The 22,309-nt window shown below is 60.6% G+C and carries 20 protein-coding genes; 11 read left to right on the top strand and 9 right to left on the bottom strand.

Annotated elements, in window-relative coordinates:
* The first annotated feature begins 71 nt into the window (after positions 1 to 71).
* Positions 72 to 1,013, top strand: coding sequence for a nickel/cobalt transporter (locus tag C2E16_RS10310; protein WP_084970113.1), 942 nt, complete (start codon positions 72 to 74; stop codon positions 1,011 to 1,013).
* Here the strand turns inward: C2E16_RS10310 and C2E16_RS10305 are convergent.
* Positions 1,010 to 1,915 (bottom strand): LysR family transcriptional regulator, encoded by a 906-nt coding sequence (locus C2E16_RS10305; protein ID WP_103790985.1) that lies wholly within the window; start codon positions 1,913 to 1,915, stop codon positions 1,010 to 1,012. The two genes, C2E16_RS10310 and C2E16_RS10305, sit on opposite strands and share 4 nt — an antisense overlap.
* Positions 1,916 to 2,011: 96 nt before the next feature.
* On the opposite strand from C2E16_RS10305, the gene C2E16_RS10300 reads away from it, so the two are divergent.
* From C2E16_RS10300 to hpxO, 3 genes are all read left to right on the top strand, one after another.
* A complete protein-coding gene (locus tag C2E16_RS10300) occupies positions 2,012 to 3,079 on the top strand; it encodes an SDR family oxidoreductase (protein WP_084970114.1) in 1,068 nt (355 codons plus the stop codon).
* Positions 3,080 to 3,229: 150 nt separating this feature from the next.
* Entirely contained in the window at positions 3,230 to 4,153 is a 924-nt protein-coding gene (gene glsB / locus C2E16_RS10295; protein WP_244947395.1) for a glutaminase B, read from the top strand.
* 163 nt (positions 4,154 to 4,316) lie between these two features.
* Entirely contained in the window at positions 4,317 to 5,474 is a 1,158-nt protein-coding gene (hpxO, locus tag C2E16_RS10290; protein WP_084970116.1) for an FAD-dependent urate hydroxylase HpxO, read from the top strand.
* 147 nt (positions 5,475 to 5,621) lie between these two features.
* Here the strand turns inward: hpxO and bla are convergent, their stop codons facing one another.
* The 6 genes from bla to guaD form a co-directional block, all read right to left on the bottom strand.
* Positions 5,622 to 6,497: a class A beta-lactamase gene (gene bla / locus C2E16_RS10285; protein ID WP_038626187.1), complete on the bottom strand. Its 876-nt coding sequence runs from the start codon at positions 6,495 to 6,497 to the stop codon at positions 5,622 to 5,624.
* Between the two features lie 74 nt (positions 6,498 to 6,571).
* Positions 6,572 to 8,719 carry a peptidyl-dipeptidase Dcp gene (dcp, locus tag C2E16_RS10280; protein WP_084970120.1) on the bottom strand — a complete coding sequence of 716 codons (2,148 nt, stop codon included), beginning with the start codon at positions 8,717 to 8,719 and terminating at the stop codon, positions 6,572 to 6,574.
* Positions 8,720 to 8,768: 49 nt separating this feature from the next.
* Positions 8,769 to 9,560 (bottom strand): xanthine dehydrogenase accessory protein XdhC, encoded by a 792-nt coding sequence (gene xdhC / locus C2E16_RS10275; RefSeq protein WP_084970117.1) that lies wholly within the window; start codon positions 9,558 to 9,560, stop codon positions 8,769 to 8,771.
* Positions 9,547 to 11,913 carry a xanthine dehydrogenase molybdopterin binding subunit gene (gene xdhB, locus C2E16_RS10270; RefSeq protein WP_084970118.1) on the bottom strand — a complete coding sequence of 789 codons (2,367 nt, stop codon included), beginning with the start codon at positions 11,911 to 11,913 and terminating at the stop codon, positions 9,547 to 9,549. The genes xdhC and xdhB overlap by 14 nt, the downstream gene beginning before the upstream one ends.
* Positions 11,903 to 13,345: a xanthine dehydrogenase small subunit gene (gene xdhA / locus C2E16_RS10265; RefSeq protein WP_104951489.1), complete on the bottom strand. Its 1,443-nt coding sequence runs from the start codon at positions 13,343 to 13,345 to the stop codon at positions 11,903 to 11,905. The genes xdhB and xdhA overlap by 11 nt, the downstream gene beginning before the upstream one ends.
* On the bottom strand, positions 13,342 to 14,670 hold the full coding sequence (guaD, locus tag C2E16_RS10260) for a guanine deaminase (protein ID WP_084970361.1): 1,329 nt from the start codon (positions 14,668 to 14,670) through the stop codon (positions 13,342 to 13,344). The genes xdhA and guaD overlap by 4 nt, the downstream gene beginning before the upstream one ends.
* A gap of 379 nt (positions 14,671 to 15,049) precedes the next feature.
* On the opposite strand from guaD, the gene ydfG reads away from it, so the two are divergent.
* Entirely contained in the window at positions 15,050 to 15,799 is a 750-nt protein-coding gene (gene ydfG, locus C2E16_RS10255; protein ID WP_038626197.1) for a bifunctional NADP-dependent 3-hydroxy acid dehydrogenase/3-hydroxypropionate dehydrogenase YdfG, read from the top strand.
* A 42-nt stretch (positions 15,800 to 15,841) separates the two neighbouring features.
* On the opposite strand, the gene C2E16_RS10250 is transcribed toward ydfG, so the two are convergent.
* A complete protein-coding gene (locus tag C2E16_RS10250) occupies positions 15,842 to 16,168 on the bottom strand; it encodes a YnfA family protein (protein ID WP_038626199.1) in 327 nt (108 codons plus the stop codon).
* Positions 16,169 to 16,287: 119 nt separating this feature from the next.
* Here C2E16_RS10250 and C2E16_RS10245 point away from each other — a divergent pair, with 119 nt between their 5' ends.
* Positions 16,288 to 16,632, top strand: coding sequence for a DUF1283 family protein (locus tag C2E16_RS10245; protein WP_038626201.1), 345 nt, complete (start codon positions 16,288 to 16,290; stop codon positions 16,630 to 16,632).
* A gap of 52 nt (positions 16,633 to 16,684) precedes the next feature.
* Entirely contained in the window at positions 16,685 to 16,981 is a 297-nt protein-coding gene (locus tag C2E16_RS10240; RefSeq protein ID WP_084970362.1) for a DUF1161 domain-containing protein, read from the top strand.
* A 47-nt stretch (positions 16,982 to 17,028) separates the two neighbouring features.
* Here the strand turns inward: C2E16_RS10240 and C2E16_RS10235 are convergent, their stop codons facing one another.
* On the bottom strand, positions 17,029 to 18,483 hold the full coding sequence (locus C2E16_RS10235; protein WP_038626205.1) for an MDR family MFS transporter: 1,455 nt from the start codon (positions 18,481 to 18,483) through the stop codon (positions 17,029 to 17,031).
* A 358-nt stretch (positions 18,484 to 18,841) separates the two neighbouring features.
* Between C2E16_RS10235 and C2E16_RS10230 the strand changes: the two genes are divergently transcribed.
* The 4 genes from C2E16_RS10230 to osmV are packed head-to-tail and all read left to right on the top strand — an operon-like array spanning position 18,842 to position 22,274.
* Positions 18,842 to 19,555, top strand: coding sequence for an ABC transporter permease (locus C2E16_RS10230; RefSeq protein ID WP_038626206.1), 714 nt, complete (start codon positions 18,842 to 18,844; stop codon positions 19,553 to 19,555).
* A 14-nt stretch (positions 19,556 to 19,569) separates the two neighbouring features.
* Entirely contained in the window at positions 19,570 to 20,481 is a 912-nt protein-coding gene (locus C2E16_RS10225) for a glycine betaine ABC transporter substrate-binding protein (protein ID WP_084970363.1), read from the top strand.
* Between the two features lie 9 nt (positions 20,482 to 20,490).
* Positions 20,491 to 21,138, top strand: coding sequence for an osmoprotectant ABC transporter permease OsmW (gene osmW / locus C2E16_RS10220; protein ID WP_038626208.1), 648 nt, complete (start codon positions 20,491 to 20,493; stop codon positions 21,136 to 21,138).
* Positions 21,138 to 22,274, top strand: coding sequence for an osmoprotectant ABC transporter ATP-binding protein OsmV (gene osmV / locus C2E16_RS10215; protein ID WP_038626209.1), 1,137 nt, complete (start codon positions 21,138 to 21,140; stop codon positions 22,272 to 22,274). The genes osmW and osmV overlap by 1 nt, the downstream gene beginning before the upstream one ends.
* The last annotated feature ends 35 nt before the right edge of the window (positions 22,275 to 22,309 follow it).

Raw genomic sequence — 22,309 nt, 5'->3', positions numbered from 1 at the left:
CCATGCGCGGAACAGGCAGGCCCGTCTGCTCTGCATCTATACTGTGGTCAGGCTGACCTTAAGGATTTTCTATGCTGACGCGCTCCCTTTCATCTTTTCCTTCCGGCAGGCAGAGCCTGACGATCCTCGCCGTGCTTTTCACGCTGCTGGCCGGTTTCTGTTGGTGGCACTGGAGCGCATTTCTCGCCTGGAGCCTGACGACGCAGATTACGCTGCACCGCTATCTGGTGCTGCATCTGCTGCAAATCAATAACGGGCAGTACGGCGGCGGGCTGTGGCTGCTGTTCTTTACCTTTATTTATGGCGTGCTGCATGCCGTCGGGCCGGGACACGGCAAATTTGTAGTGACCACCTGGCTCAGCACCCAGCAGGCGCCCTCATCCGGCGCACTGCGCGCGGTGCCGCTGGCGGGCTCACTGTTGCAGGGAGTAAGCGCTATTTTGTTTGTCTTTATTCTGGCGGTGGGCTTTAACCTGGTGGCGGGCGATCTCAGCCTCAGCCGCTGGTATTTAGAAAAGGCCAGCGCCCTGTTGATCGCCGCGTTCGGCTTTTGGCTGCTGCTGCGTGGACTACGTGCGTTTCGTTCCTCGGCAAAGCACGTTCATCATCATGACGCCTGCGGCTGCGGTCATCATCATATTGCGACCAGCCAGCCGGCGGACTGGAAAGAGCGGCTGAGCGTCATTGCCGCCATTGGTTTGCGTCCCTGTAGCGGCGCAATTACCGTACTGCTTTTCTCTAACGCCATCGGCATTGTGAGCTGGGGGATGTTGGCGGTGATGACGATGGCGCTTGGCACCGGACTTTCCCTGTTGCTGCTGTCGCTGGCGGTTAACCGTATGCGTGACACCGTCACTGCAATCTGGCTACGCGATACGCCCGCGCGGCTCGATGGCCTGGTGGCGCTGGCGCGCGTGGCGGGCGGCCTGCTGTTGCTGTTTTTCGCCCTGGTGCTGTTTCTGTCCGTGGTGCCGGTCAGTCCCAACGGCGACTTTATCGCCGCAGGCTGCTAGCGAATAGTGAGCTGCCGGAACGCCTGCAACAGCGCATCCACTTTCGGCAACAGCTGCTTCTTGCGCGGCCAGACCAGATAGAGCGGCAGGCCGTCAAGCGCCAGCTGCGGCAGGATGATCTTTACCCTTCCCGCCTGTTCCGCCTCCTGAAGCAGCCAGGTTGCCATCTGCGCGATGCCAAGCCCGGCGCAGACCGCGCTCAGCTGCGCTTCGCTGTCGCCGAACGCCAGCGCATGATTAACCGTGCGGCTGGCAATGCGTCCGTCGGCGGCGATAAAGCGCCACGGCGTGGTAGAGCCGTCCACCCGTTCATAGGCGACCGCGCGATGCTGCTGTAACGCATCGAGATGCTGCGGCGTGCCGTGACGCCGCAGATAGTCCGGAGAGGCGCAAAATACCAGCCGCTCGTTGCCCAGATGGCGCACGCCCAGCGAGGCGGGATAGTCCGCCGGGCCGCCGATGCGCACCGCCACATCCACCCCTTCGTCAAACAGATCCACGAAGCGATCCGCGAAGGTCATATTGATATGCAGATCGGGATGTTCGCGGCAAAACGCGTTGATCACCGGCATCACATGGGTGCGGCCAAAGGTCATCGGCACCGCTACCCGCAGCCGCCCGACGGTATGGGTGCGCTGCGCCGCCAGCACCGACTCCGCCTCGCTCAGCTCGTTGACCACGCGCTGGCAGGTTTGATAGTAGGCTTCGCCAGCGTCGGTCAGCTTCAGGCTGCGCGTGGTGCGCTCAAACAGTTGCGATCCCAGCCGTTCCTCCAGCCTGGCGATGCTTTTACTGACGGCTGAACTGGTCAGATTCAGCCGTCCCGCCGCGGCGCTGAAGCTGCCCGCTTCCACCGTCGCCACAAACGGCATAATGCCTTTCAGCAGATCGTTCCCTACCATGATTTGTGAATCCTGTTCTGAAATCTTGTGAATTTATACCTGAGATAAGAATTAAATTCCGCATTATGCTTATCAGTAACTGTTACAGGAGGCGTAATGAGTAAAAAAGCATTAATCGTGGGCGTCAGCGGCGTGGTTGGCAGCGCACTGGCGGAAAAACTACAGTCGGACGGCTGGCAAGTTTATGGTCTTTCACGCGGCCGCGCGCCGGTACCGCAGGGCTGTCACTCCCTTACCGCCGATCTGACCTCGGCGCAGTCTGTCAATGAAACACTGGACGGTCAGCGGTTCGACAGCATCTTTTTCAGCGTCTGGTCGCGTCAGGCGAATGAAAAAGAGAACATTCGCGTTAACGGCGCGATGGTGCGCAACGTGCTGGAAGCGCTGGGCGATCGCCTGAAAGGCAGCCATGTCGCGCTGGTGACCGGCCTGAAGCACTACCTTGGCCCTTTCGACGCCTACGGCAAAGGCAGCGTGCCGATGACCCCGTTCCGCGAAGAACAGGGGCGCCAGCCGGTAGATAACTTCTACTATGCGCAGGAAGATGAGCTGTTCGCCGCCGCCGAGAAATATGGCTGCACCTGGAGCGTGCATCGCCCGCACACTGTTATCGGCTATGCGCTGGGCAATGCGATGAATATGGGCCAGACACTGGCGGTCTACGCCACGATCTGTAAAGAGACCGGCAAGCCGTTTATCTTCCCTGGCTCTGAAGCGCAGTGGAACGGCGTCACCGATATGACCGATGCCGGGCTGCTGGCGGAACAGCTGGAATGGGCGGCGACCACGCCCGCCGCGCAGAATGAAGATTACAACGTGGTGAACGGCGACGTTTTCCGCTGGAAATGGATGTGGCAGCAGATCGCCGACTACTTCGGCATCGAAGCCGCGCCGTTCCCCGGCGAAATGCAGCCGCTGGAAGGTCGTATGCTGGCCGCCGAAGATGACTGGCGGCAGATTGCGCAAAAATATCAGCTGCGCGAGTCGGACGTTGCCCGTCTGGCCTCCTGGTGGCATACCGATGCCGATCTGGGCCGCCCGATGGAGGTATTTACCGATATCAGCAAAAGCCGCAACGCCGGCTTCACCGGCTACCGCTCGACGCGCGAAGCCTTCTTCGCCCTGTTTGATAAGCTGAAAGAAAACCGCATCATCCCTTCCTGATGCCTGCCGCCGCCGCGCATTATGCGTCGGCGGCGCGCTTTTGCCCTTTACCCGCCTTTTACGCCGCGCTTTTTCTCTCCGCCCGTTGACGAAGCGACGACAAGCCCCGATCATGCTGCGCCATTAGCTCACGTAACGGAGATGAGTGCTGTGGCTGAAATCAGCAATGCTTTACTGGAAGAGATCCTGCATCAGGTGCGCCCGCTGACCCGTCAGGGAAAGGTGGCCGACTACATTCCGGCGCTGGCGCAGGTTGAGCCCGACGCGCTCGGCATCGCCGTGCTGACACACGACGGCGCGCTGTATCAGGCGGGCGATGCTAACGAACGCTTCTCGATCCAGTCCATCTCCAAGGTGCTGTCGTTGACGCTGGCGCAGACGCGCTATCAGGAACAGGAGATCTGGCAGCGCGTCGGCAAAGAGCCGTCGGGCCAGCCGTTTAACTCTTTGGTGCAGCTGGAGCTGGAACGCGGCAAGCCGCGCAATCCCTTTATCAACGCCGGCGCGCTGGTGATCTGCGATATGCTGGAAACCCGCCTGACCGCGCCGCGTCAGCGTATGCTGGAAGTGGTGCGCCAGCTCTGCGGCGAGCCGTCCATCAACTATGACCGCCACGTCGCCCGCTCTGAGTTCGATCACTCCGCGCGCAACGCCGCCATCGCCTGGCTGATGAAGTCGTTCGGCAACTTTGAAAACGACGTGCCGACGGTACTGCAAACCTATTTCCACTACTGCGCGCTGTCGATGAGCTGCGTGGAGCTGGCGCGCTGCTTCTTTTATCTGGCGAATCAGGGCCGCCCCCTCGGCGATGCGCCGTCGATGCTGACGGTGCGCCAGACGCGCCAGGTCAATGCCCTGCTGATCACCAGCGGCATGTATGACGGCGCGGGCGAATTTGCCTGGCGCGTCGGCATGCCCGCCAAATCGGGCGTCGGCGGCGGGATTATCGCCGTCATTCCTGGCAAGATGACGATCGCCGTCTGGTCGCCGGGACTTGACGCCTCCGGCAATTCGCTGGCGGGCACCGCCGCGCTGGAGCTGTTTTCCGAACGGTTAGGCTGTTCGATATTCTGAGCCGACGCTGAAACAAAGGTTTCAGCGCGCGCCCCGTTTTAGCGCGTCTTGCCCCGTTCAGGCGCAACAAGGATTGCCAAACCGCCGCAAATGCGGCGCGCAGGCCGCTACAGAGCTGGTACAAAAGTTGCAGTCTCTCATTATCAACAGAAAGGAGACGGCAATGAAAGCGATTGTAATCGGTGGCGGCATCGGCGGCATGTGCGCGGCGCTGGCGCTGGAGAAAAGCGGATATCAGACAGAGGTCTACGAGGCGGTCAGCGTGATCAAGCCGGTCGGCGCGGCGATCTCCATCTGGCCAAACGGCGTGAAGTGCCTTAATTACCTTGGGCTGGGCGAACAGCTGCGGGCGCTGGGCGGCAATATGGCCATGATGGCCTACCACGATTTCCGCCAGGGCGAGGTGCTTACCCGCTTCAGCATGCAGCCGCTGGTGGAAAGCGTCGGCGAACGGCCCTGTCCGGTGGCGCGCGCCGACCTGCAGGCGATGCTGCTGAACCGCTACGGCGCGCAGCGCGTTCATTTCGGCAAGCGCGTCAGCCATATTGAGCAGGACGCTTCCGGCGTCACCGCCTGGTTTACCGACGGCAGCGACGCGCGCGGTGATTTCCTGATCGCCGCCGACGGCACCCATTCAGTGATCCGCGCCCAGGTCACCGGCCACAGCGCCGAACGGCGCTATGCGGGCTACGTGAACTGGAACGGTCTGGTGGCGATGGATGAAAGTATCGCGCCCGCCGACCAGTGGACCACCTTTGTCGGCGAAGGCAAGCGCGTCTCCCTGATGCCGGTGAGCGGCAACCGCTTCTACTTCTTTTTCGATGTGCCGCTGCCGAAGGGACTGGCGGAAGATCGCAGCAGCGTCCGATCGGATCTGTTGCGCTATTTTAGTGGGTGGGCCGATCCGGTGCAGAAGCTGATTGCCGCGATCGATCCCCATACCACCAACCGAATCGAAATCCATGATATCGATCCTTTTCCGCAGCTGGTGAATGGCCGCGTGGCGCTGCTGGGCGATGCCGGGCACAGCACCACGCCCGATATCGGTCAGGGCGGCTGCGCGGCGATGGAGGATGCGGTGGTGCTGGCGATGACGTTACAGACGCATTCGCTGGGCATTGAGGACGCGCTGCGCCGCTATCAGGCGCGCCGGGCGGCGCGAGTCGAGGATCTGGTGCTGAAGGCGCGCAAGCGCTGTGACGTCACTCACGGTAAGGAACCTGAAGCGACGCGCGCCTGGTATGAGGAGCTGAAGCAGGAAACCGGCGAACGTATTCTTAACGGTATGCGGGAGACCATCCTTGGCGGCCCGCTGGCCTGAAACGCTGCTTTTCAAGACAGACGGCGCGTTTCAGTGACAATGTCACAACACGCTGCTATGCCAGAAGCGGCAGTTTAATCACCGTTGCGCCGCTCAACGTTGACTGGAAGCGGAGCCGGTTAATGGACAACCGTGTCCGGTCTGATATCAGCGGCCTAACGCGTCGATCGCCAGCCGCGTCGCTGACGCCAGCACCGCCTTATTATTGGCGGCGTCGGGCTGCGGCTGGGTAAAGTAGATCGCCAGAATTTTCGGCGCGCCTTTTTCCGGCCAGAGAATCGCCAAGTCGTTCGTGGTGCCGTAAGCGCCGGCGCCGGTCTTATCGCCTACCGTCCAGCCTGCGGGCACGCCGGCGCGAATGCTCTGATCGCCGGTCGTGTTCTGCTTCAGCCAGCTTATCAGGCGTTGACGCTGCGCCGTCGGCAACGCATCGCCAAGCGTGAGCTTAGAGAGATTCTCCGCCATCGCCGCAGGCGTGCTGGTATCGCGTTCGTCGCCCGGCGCGGCGCTGTTCAGCTCGGTTTCCTGACGATCGAGCCGCGTCAGCGTGTCTCCCAGTAAACGCGCATAGGCGGTTACGCCCTGTGGCCCGCCCAGCTCTTTCAGCAGATAGTTGGCCGCGAGATTATCGCTGTACTCAATGGCGGCGGCGCACAGCGCGGCGATGCTCATCTCTTTGCCGAAATAGTTGCCGGTCACCGGCGTCCATGCCACCCGATCCGCCTCACGGATGCGGATTTTCTTCTCCAGCAGATTCGGCTGGCTAACGCTATTATGCAGAATCGCCGCCGCCGCCAGCGTTTTAAAGGTGCTGGTCATCGGAAAGCGCTCATCGGCGCGGTAGCCGTAGCGCAGACCGTCGCCGTCGATCCAGGCCACGCCCAACCTGCCGCCGGTGGATTTCTCCAGCGCCGCCAGCTTCTGCGTCAGCGCGGTGTTATCAGCCAGCGCGACGGTAGAACCCAGGCTGAGATTCAACAAACCAGCCAGCAGTAAACCACGCCATACACTTTTATTACGCATCCACATCTCCTGTTAAACGGGTATAAAAAAAGGGCATCGCTGCCCTTTTTATGTTGGCTATACCGGGAAGAAGCTTACTCTTCTTTCAGGCCCCGGTTGATCAGCATCGGTTCGATTTGCGGCTCCTGACCGCGCCAGTCGTGATAGAGCTGCTTCAGATCGCTGCTGTTGCCGCGCGACAAAATCATATCACGGAAGCGCTGGCCGTTTTCACGCGTCAGGCCGCCATGCTCTTTAAACCACTCGAAGCCGTCGTCGGCCAGCATTTCGGTCCAGAGATAGGCGTAGTAGCCCGCCGCATAGCCGTTCCCCCAGATATGCTGGAAGTAGCTGGAACGGTAGCGCGGCGGCACCTCCGGCAGGTTGACCTTATCCTGCGCCAGCGCCTCCTGCTCGAACTTATCCACGTCCGGCAGCGGCTGACCGGCGCTGATGCTGTGCCAGTGCATATCCAGCAACGCCGCCGCCAGCAGTTCGGTCATGTCGTAGCCTTTGTTGAATTTATCCGCTTTCAGGATTTTATCGTGCAGCGCCTGCGGCATCGGCTCTCCGCTCTGGTAGTGGCGGGCGAAATGTTTGAATACCTTCTCGTCGCTGGCCCAGTGCTCGTTGAACTGCGACGGAAACTCCACAAAGTCGCGCGGCGTGGCGGTGCCGGAAAGGCTTGGGTATTGCTGATCGGCGAACATGCCGTGCAGCGCGTGGCCGAACTCATGAAACAGGGTGATCACGTCGTCCCACGAGAGCAGCGCTGGCTGGCCCGCCGCCGGTTTGCTGAAGTTGGCGACGTTATAAATAACCGGTTTGGTGCCAAGCAGCCGCGACTGGTCGACGAAGTTGCTCATCCAGGCGCCGCCGCCTTTGTTGTCGCGTTTAAAGAAGTCGGTATAGAACAGCGCCAGCGAGCTGCCGTCCTTATCGAACACTTCATAGACGCGCACGTCGGGCTGATAAACCGGAATATCCTTGCGCTGTTTAAAGGTCAGGCCGTACAGCTGATTGGCGGCGTAAAACACGCCGTTTTCCAGAACGTTGTTCAGCTCGAAGTAAGGACGGATTTGCGCCTCATCAAGATCGTATTTGGCGCGGCGCACCTGTTCAGCATAAAAAGTCCAGTCCCAGGGCGCCAGCTTAAAGCCGCCCTTCTGCTGGTCAATCACCGCCTGGATATCCGCAGCCTCACGCGTGGCGCGCGCGGTGGCCGCCGGTACGATATTACGCATAAAATCGAGCGCCGCCTGCGGCGTTTTCGCCATCTGATCCTGCAATTTCCATTCCGCATAGCTGTTAAAGCCCAGCAGTTTCGCCTGCTGCGCCCGCACTGCCGCCAGGCGTGCGATCAGTTGGCGCGTATCGTTGCCGTCGCCTTTTTCCGCACGGTTCCAGGAAGCGTTAAACAATGCTTCGCGCGTGCTGCGGTTTGACAGACTTTGCAGTTCCGGCTGCTGGGTGGTGTTCTGCAACGCCAGAAGCCACTGGTTTTTCAGGCCGCGCGCCTCGGCCGCTTCCGCCGCCGCCGCGATCTCGCCTTCGCTCAGTCCGGCGAGCGCCGCCTTATCGCTAACTGCCAGGCCGCCCGCTTTGGTCGCCGCCAGCAAACGGTTGGTAAACTGGGTGCTGAGGGTCGCCGCTTCCTGATTGAGCGCTTTCAGCTCGGTTTTCTGCTGTTCGCTCAGGCTGGCGCCCGCCAGCTGGAAAGATTGCCAGGTCACTTCCACCAGGCGACGCGACTCCGCATCCAGCTTCAGCTGGTCGCGCTGCTGATACACCGCATCGAGGCGGGCGAAAAGCTGGCTGTTAAGATGGATCTCGTCATCCAGCGCCGCCAGTTTCGGCGCGGTCTCTTCGTCAATTTTTTGCAGTGTGTCATTGGTATTGGCGGAGGTCATCGCGCCGAACACGTTCATTACGCGCTGTAGCAGCTGGCCGCTTTTTTCCAGCGCCACGTAGGTGTTTTCAAAGGTCGGCGGCTGCGGGTCGCTGGCGATGCGCGCTACCTCCTGCTGTTTTTCGGCAATGCCAGCTTCGATAGCGGGCAGATAGTCGCTGTCCTTGATGCGATCAAACGGCGGCGCCTGGAAAGGCAATGTGCTGGGCTGGCTGAAGGGATTGTGCTGGACTGACATATTTTTCTCCCGAACGTGGTCTGCTGTCGCATCGGCCGCCAGAGCGTTGCCGCTCAACGCCAGACCGACGGCGAAAAATAACACCGATAACCGCATATCCTTACTCTCCTGTTCCTTGCCTGTAAAGTCAGAATCATAGGTGCAGTTACCCGCCCATGCCAGCATTCGCCGTCCGCTGATAAACAGCAATAATTTCTGCTGCGACGGCAACGGCGATTTCCGCCGGCAGCTTCCCCTTCACCTCCGGCAGCCCGATCGGACAGCGCAGGCGCGCCAGCTGCTGCGGGCTAAAGCCTTTGCCGCTGAGACGATATTCGAAGCGTTGGCGTTTGGTCTGGGAACCGATCACCCCGGCGTAGCGGTAGTCGTCGCGCCGCAGAATCGCCTCGCAGATCGCCAGATCGAGCGGATGATGATGGGTCATTACCACAAAGTAGCTGTCGGCGGGCAACCGGGCGACATACGCCGCCGGGTCGTCGCTGTGGCAGACGGTGACGCCTTCCGGCGCGTTGGCAAGCAACGCCGCGCGTTCATCAATCCACTTGATGTGACAGGGTAACGTATTCAGCAGCCTGACCAGCGCCTGTCCGACATGACCCGCGCCGAAAACCGCGATTTGCGGCTGGTTTACCGGCAGCGGCTCAAACAGAATGGTGGTCGCGCCGCCGCAGCACTGCCCCAGCCGCGCGCCAAGGCTGAACTGCTCGCAGTGCGGCAGCTCGCGACGCTGCGTCAGCATCGCGCGCGCCATCTCGACGCACTGAAACTCCAGGTGGCCGCCGCCGATAGTGAAAAACTGCTGGTCGGCGGTGACGATCATTTTACTGCCGCGATCGCGCGGCACTGAACCGTGTTCGTTCAGCACGGTGATCAGCACGCAGCCGCGCTGCTGCGCCCGCAGCTGATGTAGCGTCTCTATCCATTCATACGGCTGCATCTGGCTTCCCCTTCAGCCGCTCGGCCGCCCAGAAAACCCGTTCCGGCGTGGCGGGCGCATCCATATGCGGATGATGCTGATAGTCAGAGACGCTGGCCACCGCGTCCTGCAATGCGCTCCAGACGGAAATCCCCAACATAAACGGCGGCTCGCCCACCGCTTTGGAGTGGAAAACCGTCTGCTGCGGATTTTTGCGATTTTCCAGCAGCGACACGCGCAGATCGGCAGGCACGTCGCCGATAGCCGGGATCTTGTAGCTGGCAGGGCCGTCGGTCATCAGCTGGCCCTGTGCGTTCCAGACCAGCTCCTCGCAGGTCAGCCAGCCCATGCCCTGCACGAAACCGCCTTCCACCTGACCAATATCAATGGCGGGATTCAGCGAGGCGCCGACGTCATGCAGAATATCGGCGCGCAGCAGCCGGTATTCGCCGGTGAGCGTATCGATCACCACCTCGCTACAGGCGGCGCCCCAGGAGAAGTAGTAGAAAGGCTGACCGCGTCCCGCCTGCCGATCGTAATGAATGCCCGGCACGCGGTAATAGCCGGTGGCGGAGAGCGGCACCTGATTCAGCCACGCCAGCTGCGCCACCTCGGCGAAGGTGAAATGGCGCTGGCCCACCCGAACGACGCCGTTGCTGAAGCTCACCTCCTGCGGCGAACACTGATGCAGGCGGCAAAGCATCTCCGTCAGGCGCTGACGCAGGATTTCCGCTGCCTGCTGCGCCGCTTTGCCGTTGAGATCGGTGCCGCTGGAGGCAGCGGTCGGCGAGGTGTTGGGCACTTTGCCGGTATCTGTAGCGGTAATGCGAATGGCGGCCATATCGATTTGCAGCACCTCCGCCACGATTTGCGCCACCTTGGTATGCAGCCCCTGGCCCATTTCTGTGCCGCCGTGGTTAAGCTGCACCGTGCCGTCGGTGTAGATCAAAATCAGCGCGCCTGCCTGATTGAGAAAGCTGGAGGTAAAAGAGATGCCGAACTTCACCGGCGTCAGCGCCAGACCGCGCTTCAGAATCGGGCTGGCGGCGTTGAACTCCCGCACTGCCGCGCGCCGTGCCTGATAGTCGGCGCTTTGCTCCAGCTGAGCGGTGATCTCATCCAGCAGATTATCCTCAACCCGCTGATGATAATGGGTGACGTTGCGCGTCTCGCAGCCATAGTAGTTGCGTTTGCGCACCGTTAGCGGGTCCAGTCCGCGATGGCGCGCGACCGCGTCGATGATCTGCTCGATCGCCACCATACCCTGCGGCCCGCCGAAGCCGCGATAGGCGGTGTTGGAGGCCAGGTTGGTGCGGCAGCGATAGCCGGTGACGCGCGCGTCACCAAGGTAGTAGGCGTTGTCGGCGTGAAACATTGCGCGATCGACGATCGATCCCGAAAGATCGAGTGAGCAGCCGCAGTTGCCCGCCAGCTCAATATTGACGCCGCAGAAGCGCCCTTCGTCGTCAAAGCCGACGTCGTAACGCACAAAGAAAGGATGGCGTTTGCCGGTGATGCGCATATCGTCGCGGCGCGCCAGGCGCATTTTGGCCGGACGACCGGTTTTGTGCGCTGCCAGCGCGCACAGGCAGGCGACGCCCGCCGCCTGGGTCTCTTTGCCGCCGAAGCCGCCACCCATGCGGCGCATATCGATCGTCACGTTATGCATGCCGGTGCCCAACACCGAGGCGACCAGCTTCTGCACTTCCGTCGGGTTTTGCGTGGAGGACCAGACCTGAAAGGTGCGATCCTCGCCGGGCGCGACCAGCGCGATCTGGGTTTCCAGATAAAAGTGCTCCTGCCCGCCGATATGAAACTGTCCCTGAATACGGTGCGGCGCACTCGCCAGTGCCGCCTCGACGTCGCCGCGCTGGTGGATATGCGGCTCCTGGACAAAATGACGCTGCGCCAGCGCCTCCTCCACCGTTAAAACCGCCGGCAGCGGCGTATAATCGATGCGTGCGGCCTGGGCGCCTGCGCGTGCCGCCTCCTCGCTTTCCGCCGCGACCACCAGAACGATCTGTCCGGCGTACTGCACCGTGTCGCGCGCCAGCAGCGGATCGCCCGGCTCCAGCGGCCCGATATCCAGCTCGCCCGGCACGTCGCGCCAGGTCAGCACCTCAATCACGCCGGGAACGGCGTAACAGGGCGCGACGTCAACCGCCAGAATACGTGCGTGGGCGTGGTCGCTCAGGCGCGGACAGAGATGCAGCAGGCCGGGAAACGCTAACCTGTCATCAATATATTGCGCCTCGCCGGTGACGTGCTTTTCCGCGCTTTCATGACGTTGGTTTTTACCCACGCCGTGCTGCAAATCCGCCAGATACTGCGCTTCCAGCATATTTTGCTCCAGCGCGGGACGATTATGAGACATAGCGCGATACCTCGGTGACGGCCAGTTCGCCGTTTAGCTGATGGAAATAGCGGCGCAGCAGGTTTTTCGCCAGCTGCATACGCCAGGCTGCGCTGGCGCGCGCGTCGCTCAACGGCTGAAAATCCTGCTCCAGCGCCCGGCAGGCGCGCGCCAGCGTGGCGGCGCTCCACTCTGCGCCGGTCAGAGCCGCTTCGCAGGCGGCGGCGCGTCGTGGCGTTTCCGCCATGCCGCCGAAGGCGACGCGCGCCTGAATAACCCGATCGCCGCTGCGTTGCAGGTTAAAAGCAGCGAACACCGCTGAAATGTCATCTTCGCTGCGCTTTGAAACCTTCCAGGCGCGAATATCAGGTGACAGGGTCACTTTTGGAATGATTATCGCCCGGATAAACTCCCCCGGCTGTAGCGCGGTGCGGCGATAGCCGAGAAAAAAGGCGTTCAGCGGCAACCGACGCAGCGCATCGCCGCGTTGCAGCATCAGCTCAGCGTCCAGCGCCAGCAGCATTGGCGAAGCGTCGCCAATCGGCGAGGCATTAGCGATATTGCCGCCCAGCGTGCCGCGATTGCGAATCTGCAATGAGGCGAAGCGATGCAGCATCTCGCTAAAGGCGGGCACGCTCTGTTGCAGGCGGCGCTGGCATTCGCTCAGCGGCACGGCGGCGCCGATAATTATCGCCTCGTCAGTTTCCTCCCAGGCGCGCAGCTCCTCTACCGCCTCCAGCGCAATCATGAGCGGCAGGCGCTGGTACTGCTGGGTAATGCGCAGCGTCAGGTCGGTGCCGCCTGCCAGCAGCACCGCTTCCGGGTGTGCCAGACATAGCTCCGCCAGCTGCGCGCAGTTCTGCGGCAGCACGCAGCGACTGTTTTCCGTGACAACGTCACTCATAGTTGACTGACGCAGCGCCGTTAACCGAGCCACGGTCTCTGCTTCATGCTGGCTGAAACTGTCGTTTTCTGGCCGCTCGCAGGCGATCCGCGCCGCCTGGACGATGGGGCGATAGCCGGTACAGCGGCACAAATTGCCCGCCAGCGCGCTTTCGGCCCGTTCGCGATCCCAGCCCTCGCCCTGCTTTTGCAGCGCGAACAGCGACATAACGAAACCGGGGGTGCAAAAGCCGCACTGTGAAGCGTGGCTCTCTACCATCGCCTGCTGTACGCCGTGCAGCCGGTCCCCCTGATGCAGATCTTCTACGGTGATCAGCTGCTTGCCGTCCAGCGCGCCGATCGGCAGCAGGCAGCTGTTGACCGTTTCATAAACCATTTTCCCGCCGACGACGCGGCCAAGCGCCACGGTACAGGCGCCGCAATCGCCGGAGGCGCAGCCCTCTTTCGTGCCGCAGCGCCCTTTATGCTGGCGTAGCCAGTTCAGCACCGTGGTGTTGGCGTCGATCTGCTGTTCGCGCACCAGCGTCTGATTTAACAAAAACTGAATCACAGGTTCTCCTCCCCGCCATCTCGTTGCCAGGCGCGCTGGCCGTTTACCCAGGTTTCGGCGATAGTGCGATCGTCGCCCAGCGTCATCAGCACAAACAGTTTTTCCCAGATATCGCGGCTGTTGCCCCAGCGCAGCGCCTGAAGCGGCGTCGCGGTCGGTTGCAGCATCACGAAATCCGCCTCTTTGCCGGGCGTAAAGTTGCCGATCAGATGATCGAGACTCAGCGCCCGCGCGCCGCCGAGCGTGGCGTGATAGAAAGCTTCGCAGGCGTGCAGCTTGTAGTTCTGCAACTGCCCGACCTTGTAGGCCTCGCCCAGGGTTTGCAGCATATTGAAGGTGGTGCCCGCGCCGATATCGGTGCCGATCCCCAGTTTTACCTGCTGCTGCCAGCTCCGTTGCAGATTAAACAGGCCGCTGCCGAGAAACAGATTGGAGGTCGGACAAAAGGCGATGGCGGAGTCGGTCTGATGCAGGCAGCGCCACTCGTCTTCTTCCAGATGCAGGCAGTGGGCGAAGACGCTGCGCGCGCCGGTCAGACAATAGTGGTGATACACATCCAGGTAGCCGCGCTGCGCCGGGAACAACCGTTTTACCCACTCCACCTCCTGCTGGTTTTCCGCCAGATGGGTATGAATCCAGGTATCGGGAAATTCCTGATGCAGCTGTGACACCTTTTCCAACAGCGCGGGCGTCGACGTGGGCGCAAAGCGCGGCGTCAACGCATAGCCCAGCCGCCCACGCTTGTGCCAGCGCTGAATTAGCGCGCGCGTCTGCTGGTAGCTCTCTTCTGGCGTTTCCAGCAGGTTTTCGGGCGCGTTGCGATCCATCATCACCTTGCCGGCGATAAGGCGCATCGCGCGACGTTCGGCGGCCTGGAACAGCGCCTCGACCGATTCAGGATGCACGGTGCCGAAGACCAACGCGCTGGTTGTACCGTTGCTCAGCAGCTGTTGCAGAAAGAATTCCGACATCGCGGCCGCGTGCTGCGGCGAGTGATAGTGGCTTTCCGCCGGGAAGGTGTAGTTCTCCAGCCAGTTCAGCAGCTGTTCGCCGAACGCGCCCACCATCTCAGTTTGCGGATAATGGATGTGGCAGTCGATAAAGCCCGGCACGATCAGCATGCCGCGCCGATCGATAATCGGGCAGTCGGGCAACGCGGCTTCCGCCTGTAGCCAGGGGCGCAGGCTGACGATTTTGCCCTGCTTAACTTCCAGCAGGCCCTCTTCAAGGTAGCGCGCCTGCGCTTCGATCGCTGCTGGATCGCTGGCCGTGGCGCCAATATCGAAAAAGCTGCTGCAGATAGCATAGTGTTCAGAGACTGACATAGGGCTTCCTTTGCAATCAGGCAGGTTTCTTTTGTTATTGCAGCAGGGCTGCTGAATAGCAAATTGCAAGAGTTATGCCAGCTGCAAAAAAAGATAAAACTATTTCAAATCAATAAATTAAATTAAATATTGCGCTATTTTAGTCAACTAATCGATTGCGCAAACGCTTGCCTGAAAGGGGGCGATGCGATTTTATGTGCGGCGATCTCAGGCGCGAAAAAATTGCGCCTGCTCCGCCCCCGCCTGCACGCTGAATGGGCAAGCGCGCGGTGCAAAGCACCAAAATGCGTCGTGCCGGATACGGTTTAATGGGTCCTGTGCAGCGGCAAAACGAAGTGCTATGGTGTTTAACCTGGAAAATCTGTTGAGGAACAGTGAGATGATAATTTTTGTTACCGGCGCTACCGCTGGCTTTGGTCAGAGCATTGCCCGTCGTTTTATCGCTGCGGGCCATAAAGTTATCGCGACCGGACGCCGTCAGGACCGTCTGGATGCCCTGAAGGCGGAGCTGGGCGACAATCTCTATACCCTGCAATTTGACGTGCGCGATCGCGCCGCCATTGAAACCGCCGTGGCGACGCTGCCTGCGGAATGGCGCCAAATCGATATTCTGGTGAACAACGCCGGGCTGGCGCTGGGCGTGGAGCCAGCGCACAAGGCCAGCATCGAAGACTGGGAAACCATGATCGATACCAATAATAAAGGGCTGGTCTATATGACCCGCGCCCTGCTGCCGTCGATGGTGGAGCGCAATATCGGCCACATTATCAATATCGGCTCCGTTGCCGGCAACTGGCCTTATCTTGGCGGCAACGTCTACGGCGCCACCAAGGCCTTTGTGCGTCAGTTCAGCCTTAATCTGCGCACCGATCTGCACGGCACCGCGCTGCGCGTGACCGATATCGAGCCGGGTCTGGTCGGAGGCACCGAATTTTCCAATGTGCGCTTTAAAGGCGACGATAGCCGCGCGGAAAACGTCTACGCGGGCACTACCGCGCTGACGCCGGAAGATGTCACCGAGGCGGTGTTCTGGGTGGCGACGCTGCCTGCGCATGTCAATATCAATACGCTGGAGATGATGCCGGTCAGCCAGACCACCGCAGGTCTGACCGTCGCGAAGAAATCCTGATCCCATGGGGAGCCTGGCTCCCCCTTGTTTTATCTCGCCCGCCTACGCCTTGCCCCAGCCCGCCACGATAATCAGCATGCCGCAGAACGCCACCGCCGCGCCCAGCCAGTCGTAAGCGCTTAAGCGCACGCCGTCTACCCAACGCAGCCACAGCAGCGCCGTCATGACATAGACGCCGCCATAGGCGGCATAGACGCGCCCGCTGGCGGCCGGATGCAGCGTCAGCAGCCAGACGAACAGCGCCAGACTCAGCGCGGCGGGCAACAGCAGCAGCAGCGACGCCCCTTTTTTCAGCCAGAGAAACGGCAGAAAGCAGCCGATAATTTCCGCCAGCGCGGTAATAAAAAAAAGCAACGAAGTTTTCAACATCAAAAGTTTCCAAAAGCTAAACGAAGCGCTCAGCCCGCTGGTGAGTAAATAAACGGCGATGATATACTAAAAGCGATGTCACCTCATGGCGGGTCGCCGTGAAAGATAAGGAAGAAAAGATGAAAACGTTAACTCAACGTCTGGCCGTTGCGCTGTTGCCCTTTACCCTGCTCGGCGCGCTGACGCTTTCCACCCAGGCTCAGGCGCGCACCGATCGCGTGATTATTGAAAATGGCAGTAACGCGCTCAGCAATGAAGAGGCGCGTCAGAATAAAGAACAGTGGGACGATACCCGCATGCTGCGCAAAAAAGTGAACAGCCGCGTGGAGAAAGAGTTCGACAAGACCGATCGCGCCTTTGATACGCGTGACGCCTGCGAACAGAGCTACAATGTCAACGCCTACTGGGAAGCCAACACCCTGCGCTGCCTCGATCGCCGCACCGGACGTCCGGTCACGCCCTGATCCCGCAGAGCTGCTATAGTTACCGCTGGTTTTATTGCAAAAGGATGATGTGATGAGAGCGAAGAAGTGGATGTTAAGCGCCCTGCTGGTTGCCGCTCCGCTGGCTGTTCAGGCGTCGTGCGAGTCGGTGAAGGCGGATATCAGCCAGAAAATCATCAATAACGGCGTGCCGGAATCGGGCTTCACGCTGGATATCGTGCCCAACGATCAGGCGGATGCCGCTGGCGGTCAGGTTGTCGGACACTGTGAAAACGACACGCAGAAAATCGTCTACAAGCGCACCGGCGCTGACGGCGACGCTAACGTGCCGGCCAATGCGGGAACGACTCAGGACGCGCCCGCGCAGTAACGATTATCTCCGGCACCGCCTCCTGCGGTGCCTTCTTTTTTCTCCCGCTATTCCGGCCGCCGCCGTGGCATCGACCAGGCGATAAACAGCGCGCCTGTCGCAATCAACAGCGAAACGATAAACACCCAGTGCAGCGACGCCGCAATCTGCGCGATCATCTGTTGCAGCGTGCTGCTGTCCAGCGCCTGACGTCGGTCGGGCGACATGATCTGCTGTACCGGATCGTGCGCCTCCGGCAGCCGCAGCATCAGGTTGTAATTCAGTACCGCCCCCATTACCGCTGTGCCGATAGCCGATCCCAGCATGCGGCTGAACATGATCGAGGCGGTGCAGATACCGCGAATGGCGAAGTCGGCGCTGTTCTGCACCGAGACCAGAAAGGTGGTGCTGGTCATGCCCATGCCGGTGCCGATGACGAACGCGGCGAAGCCCGCCAGGATCAGGCTGCTGTCGGCATGCAGCGTCAGCAGCAGCGCGGTGCCGGCGATCAGCAAAAAGGCGCCCAGCTGGGCGGTAAAGCGGTAGGTGGTGCGCAACATCAGCCTGCCGCTCAGGGTACTGGCCAGCGGCCAGCCGATCGACATCATCGCCAGCGCGCTGCCCGCCTGCAACGGCGAACCGCCGTTGACGCCCTGAATCCAGGTCGGCAGAAAGGCGCTGATGCCCATCATCGCCGCGCCGATAATCAAATTGCCCGCGTTGCCCGCGAGGATCACCCGGCTGCGCCAGATGGCCAGCGGAAACAGCGGCGCCTCCGCCGCCTTTTCATGGCGCAGCAGAAGAAAACCGGCCAGCAGCGCCACCGCTAAAAACAGCAGCAGCCAGTAGCCGAGCGCCTCTGCCTGCAACAGCGCCACTAACAGCGCGCTGACGCTCAGCATCAGCCAGGCGCTGCCGGAAACGTTAAGCCGCTGTGAGCCTTCCGTCGGATGCGCCGGAAGCCAGCGTGCCAGCATCAGCATCGAGACGATCCCCAGCGGCACGTTGACCCAGAACACCAATGCCCAGCTGAAGTGCTGCACGATCCATGCGCCGGTGAGCGGGCCGATAATCGCCGCCACGCCCCAGACGCTGGAAAGCCAGCCCTGAATGCCCGCCCTTTCACGCGGCGAATAGATATCGGCGACGATGGTGGAGGTCAGCGGCATAATCGCTCCGGCGCCCAGCCCCTGAAAGGCGCGGAACAGGATCAGCCAGCCCATGCTGTTAGCGAAGCCGCACAGCACCGAACCGAGTAAAAACAGCGTGGCGCCGATAAAAAACATCCGTTTGCGCCCCCAGAGATCGGCCAGCCTGCCGTAGATCGGCACGCTGACCGCCTGGGTCAGCAGATAGATGGAAAAGACCCAGCCAAACTGCGAAAAACCGCCGAGCTGGGCGATGATGGTCGGCATGGCGGTGGCGACGATGGTAACTTCGATCGCTGCCATAAACATCGCCAGCATACAGGCGATTAAGATCAAATGGCGGTGCGCGACCGGCTGATGTGCGTTCTCTGGCATGATTCCCCTTCCTGTCGATCCCCTAAGCGTAGCCCACCTGGTGACGCCGCGCGCCGCGTTCTGCTTGTTGATAAGGCGCCGCGCGCTCGATTGCTGAAAATAGCGCCGCTTACGCCGCAAAAAGCAAAAGTATCCTGCTGATTTTAACGCTAAAACTGGCGAGCCTGCCCAGCCGCTGCTATAGGTTTAAGGCACTGCGTTTGTTTTTGCTGATAAAGAGGCATAAATCAGCATTTTGTATCGAGCGCGAGCGCGGCTGGCGGAACCCCTTTCCACATGGCCGCTGCACGCTGATTACTATAACAATGGCGCCGTCTTGCTAAAGGCGCTTCAGGTTATTCCCAGGAGAACCCTGTCCATGCACTTTTCTTCGACGATGAAGCGGATCCTGCTGGCCCTGCTGGTGATCGCGCCAGTCGCCGCGCTGTTGATCTACGGCATAGGTCTGGATGTGATTAAAGCGCGCCGGGTCGATTTGATCTATCTCGGCAGACAGCACCTTTGGCTGGTGGGCTGGTCAATGCTGTTCGCGCTACTGGTCGGCATTCCCAGCGGCATTCTGCTCAGTCGCCCTTTCGCCCGCCGCTGGGCGGAATATATTATGCAGATCTTCAATGTCGGCAATACTCTGCCGCCGCTGGCCGTGCTGGCGCTGGCAATGGTCGTGATCGGCATTGGCGATCGTCCGGCGATTATCGCCCTGTTTCTCGCCTCGCTGCTGCCGGTAGTGCGCAACACCTACGCCGGTCTGATTGGCGTGCCCGACTCGCTGTTGGAAGCGGCCAACGGCATCGGCATGACGAAGATGCAGCGCCTGCGTCAGGTGGAACTGCCTGGCGCCTGGCCGGTGATGCTTTCCGGCATCCGCATCGCCATGGCGATCAATGTCGGCACCGCGCCGCTGGCGTTCCTGATCGGCGCCAGCAGCTACGGCGAACTGATCTTCCCCGGCATCTATCTGAACGATTTCCCCGTTCTGATCCTCGGCGCGGTGGCGACGGCGCTATTCGCGCTAATACTGGATATGCTGCTGGCCCTCCTTGGCCGCTGGCTCAGCCCGCACGCGCTGTAACAGGAGACGCGATAATGACCCTATTCCGTACCTTAACGCGCGCGCTGGCGCTGTTTAGCCTGTTGGCTTTCGCCGCTGGCGCGGCAACCGCCAGACCAATTACCATGGCGACCAAGGGCTTTACCGAACAGCATATTTTATCAGCGATGACTACGCTCTGGCTGACCAAAAAAGGTTTTGACGTTATTCCCAAAACCAACATCGCCCTCTCGATCAGCCGCAGCGCGATGCTTAACAAGCAGATCGATATGACGTGGGAATATACCGGCTCGTCGCTGATTATCTTCAACCACATCAAAGAGCCGATGTCCTCTAAAGAGGCTTATGAAACGGTGCGTCGCCTGGATGCGAAGCTGGGGCTGGTCTGGCTTGAGCCAGCGCCGATGAACAACACCTACGCCTTCGCCATGCAGCGCAAACGCGCCGAAAAAGAGCATATCAGCACGGTGTCGCAGCTGGTGGCGCGCATTGAAGAGATTCGGCAGCGCGATCCCGACCATAACTGGATGCTGGGGCTGGATCTGGAGTTCGCCGGACGCTCAGATGGCCTGAAACCGCTACAAAAACTCTACGGCCTGACCCTCGACCGTCCGCAGATCCGCCAGATGGACCCCGGTCTGGTCTATAACGCCATCCGCGACGGCTTTGTCGACGCCGGACTGGTTTATACCACCGATGGCCGCGTTAAGGGCTTCGATCTGAAGATCCTTGAGGATGATAAGCATTACTTCCCCAGCTATAACGTGACGCCGGTGGTGCGTAAAGAGGTGCTGGCGGCGAATCCGGGTCTGGATACGGCGCTGAATCAGCTTTCCGCGCTCATTACCGATGACGTCATCACCGAACTGAATAAACGGGTGGACATCGATCATCAGTCGCCGCAGCAGGTCGCGCGCGAATTCCTGCAATCGAAAGGCATGCTGTAAGGAGAGGCTATGGATACCATTCACTATATGATCGGCAACTGGCCCTACCTTCTTGATCTGACCTGGCAGCACCTGTGGCTGGTGCTGGTCGCGGTGGGCTGCGCCATTCTGGCGGGCGTGCCGCTGGGCGTGCTGATTGTGCGTTTTAAATGGCTGGCGACGCCGGTGCTGGGCGTGGCGACCATCGTGCTGACCATCCCGTCTATCGCCCTGTTCGGCCTGATGATCCCGCTGTTTTCGCTGATCGGTCAGGGCATTGGCGTGGTACCGGCGATAACGGCGGTGTTTCTCTATTCGCTGCTGCCGATCGTGCGCAATACCCATACCGCGCTGGAGAATATTCCGCCCGGCATGCGCGAAGCGGGCCGCGGCATCGGCATGACCTTTCTGCAACGCCTGCGCTGGGTAGAGATCCCGCTGGCGCTGCCGGTGATTTTCGGCGGCATTCGCACCGCCGTAGTCATGAACGTTGGCGTGATGGCGATCGCCGCCGTTATCGGCGCTGGCGGTTTAGGACTGCTGCTGCTGGACGGCATCAGCGGCAGCGATATCCGCATGCTGATCGCCGGCGCGCTGCTGATCTGTTTGCTGGCGATTATTCTTGACTGGCTGCTGCAACGTCTGCAACGGGTGCTGACACCCAGGGGGATTCGATAATGATAAAACTGGAAAACCTGACTAAAACCTTTACCCAGAAAAACGGCACGACGATAAATGCGGTGGACAATGTCAGCCTGCACGTGCCCGCCGGCGAGATGTGCGTACTGCTTGGCCCTTCCGGGTGCGGCAAAACCACCACCCTGAAGATGATTAACCGCCTAATCCCGGCGACCAGCGGAAAAATCACCATCAACGGCGAAGATACCAGCACGCAGGATACCGTGACTCTGCGGCGCAATATCGGCTACGTTATCCAGCAGATCGGCCTGTTCCCCAATATGACCATTGAGGAGAACATTACCGTGGTGCCGCGCATGCTGGGCTGGGATAAAAAACGCTGCCGCGAGCGCGCGACCGAGCTGATGAATATGGTCGCGCTCGATCCCCATAAGTTCCTAAACCGCTATCCGAAAGAGATGTCAGGCGGCCAGCAGCAGCGCATCGGCGTTATCCGCGCCCTCGCCGCCGATCCGCCGGTGCTGCTGATGGATGAGCCGTTCGGCGCGGTCGACCCGATCAACCGTGAGGCGATTCAGAACGAGTTTCTTGAGATGCAGCGCCAGCTGAAGAAAACCGTGATGCTGGTCAGCCACGATATCGATGAGGCGTTGAAGCTGGGCGACCGGATCGCCGTCTTCGGACAGGGCAAGATCGTGCAGTGCGCCACCCCGGATGAGCTGCTGGCGAAACCGGCCAATGAGTTCGTCGGCTCTTTTGTTGGTCAGGACCGCACCCTGAAACGGCTGCTGCTGGTGCAGGCTGGCGACGTGACCGATCAGCAGCAGACGCTGACCGTGAAACGCTCTACTCCGCTGGCGGAGGCGTTCGCGCTGATGGACGATAACGATATGCGATCGATCACCGTAGTGGATAACGACGGTCGTCCACTCGGCTTTGTGAAACGCCGCGAGGCGCGCGGCGCCAGCGGCAACTGCGAGGAGCTGTTGCACAGCTTTAAGATCACCGGCAAAGCGGAAGAGAATCTGCGCGTGGTGCTGTCGAAGCTTTATGAACACAACTCGGTCTGGATGCCGATTGTCGATGAGGATGGGCGGTACAGCGGAGAGATTTCGCAGGATTATATCGCCGATTACCTCAGCTCCGGTCGGACGCGCCGCTCGCTGAATCGTTAACCGTTAATCGCGTCAGAAAGCCTTATCAGGCGCGT

The sequence above is a fragment of the Mixta calida genome (assembly GCF_002953215.1).
In the GTDB taxonomy this organism is placed as follows: Bacteria; Pseudomonadota; Gammaproteobacteria; order Enterobacterales; family Enterobacteriaceae; genus Mixta; species Mixta calida.
Note: the sequence above shows the minus strand (reverse complement) of the source record. Positions and strands in the feature narration are given on the sequence as shown.

Coding starts and splice junctions, on each gene's coding strand:
- C2E16_RS10310 (WP_084970113.1), top strand. CDS start 72: ATGCTGACGCGCTCCCTTTCATCTTTTCCTTCCGGCAGGCAGAGCCTG.
- C2E16_RS10305 (WP_103790985.1), bottom strand. CDS start 1,915: ATGGTAGGGAACGATCTGCTGAAAGGCATTATGCCGTTTGTGGCGACG.
- C2E16_RS10300 (WP_084970114.1), top strand. CDS start 2,012: ATGAGTAAAAAAGCATTAATCGTGGGCGTCAGCGGCGTGGTTGGCAGC.
- hpxO (WP_084970116.1), top strand. CDS start 4,317: ATGAAAGCGATTGTAATCGGTGGCGGCATCGGCGGCATGTGCGCGGCG.
- bla (WP_038626187.1), bottom strand. CDS start 6,497: ATGCGTAATAAAAGTGTATGGCGTGGTTTACTGCTGGCTGGTTTGTTG.
- dcp (WP_084970120.1), bottom strand. CDS start 8,719: ATGCGGTTATCGGTGTTATTTTTCGCCGTCGGTCTGGCGTTGAGCGGC.
- xdhC (WP_084970117.1), bottom strand. CDS start 9,560: ATGCAGCCGTATGAATGGATAGAGACGCTACATCAGCTGCGGGCGCAG.
- xdhB (WP_084970118.1), bottom strand. CDS start 11,913: ATGTCTCATAATCGTCCCGCGCTGGAGCAAAATATGCTGGAAGCGCAG.
- guaD (WP_084970361.1), bottom strand. CDS start 14,670: ATGTCAGTCTCTGAACACTATGCTATCTGCAGCAGCTTTTTCGATATT.
- ydfG (WP_038626197.1), top strand. CDS start 15,050: ATGATAATTTTTGTTACCGGCGCTACCGCTGGCTTTGGTCAGAGCATT.
- C2E16_RS10250 (WP_038626199.1), bottom strand. CDS start 16,168: ATGTTGAAAACTTCGTTGCTTTTTTTTATTACCGCGCTGGCGGAAATT.
- C2E16_RS10245 (WP_038626201.1), top strand. CDS start 16,288: ATGAAAACGTTAACTCAACGTCTGGCCGTTGCGCTGTTGCCCTTTACC.
- C2E16_RS10240 (WP_084970362.1), top strand. CDS start 16,685: ATGAGAGCGAAGAAGTGGATGTTAAGCGCCCTGCTGGTTGCCGCTCCG.
- C2E16_RS10235 (WP_038626205.1), bottom strand. CDS start 18,483: ATGCCAGAGAACGCACATCAGCCGGTCGCGCACCGCCATTTGATCTTA.
- C2E16_RS10230 (WP_038626206.1), top strand. CDS start 18,842: ATGCACTTTTCTTCGACGATGAAGCGGATCCTGCTGGCCCTGCTGGTG.
- C2E16_RS10225 (WP_084970363.1), top strand. CDS start 19,570: ATGACCCTATTCCGTACCTTAACGCGCGCGCTGGCGCTGTTTAGCCTG.
- osmW (WP_038626208.1), top strand. CDS start 20,491: ATGGATACCATTCACTATATGATCGGCAACTGGCCCTACCTTCTTGAT.
- osmV (WP_038626209.1), top strand. CDS start 21,138: ATGATAAAACTGGAAAACCTGACTAAAACCTTTACCCAGAAAAACGGC.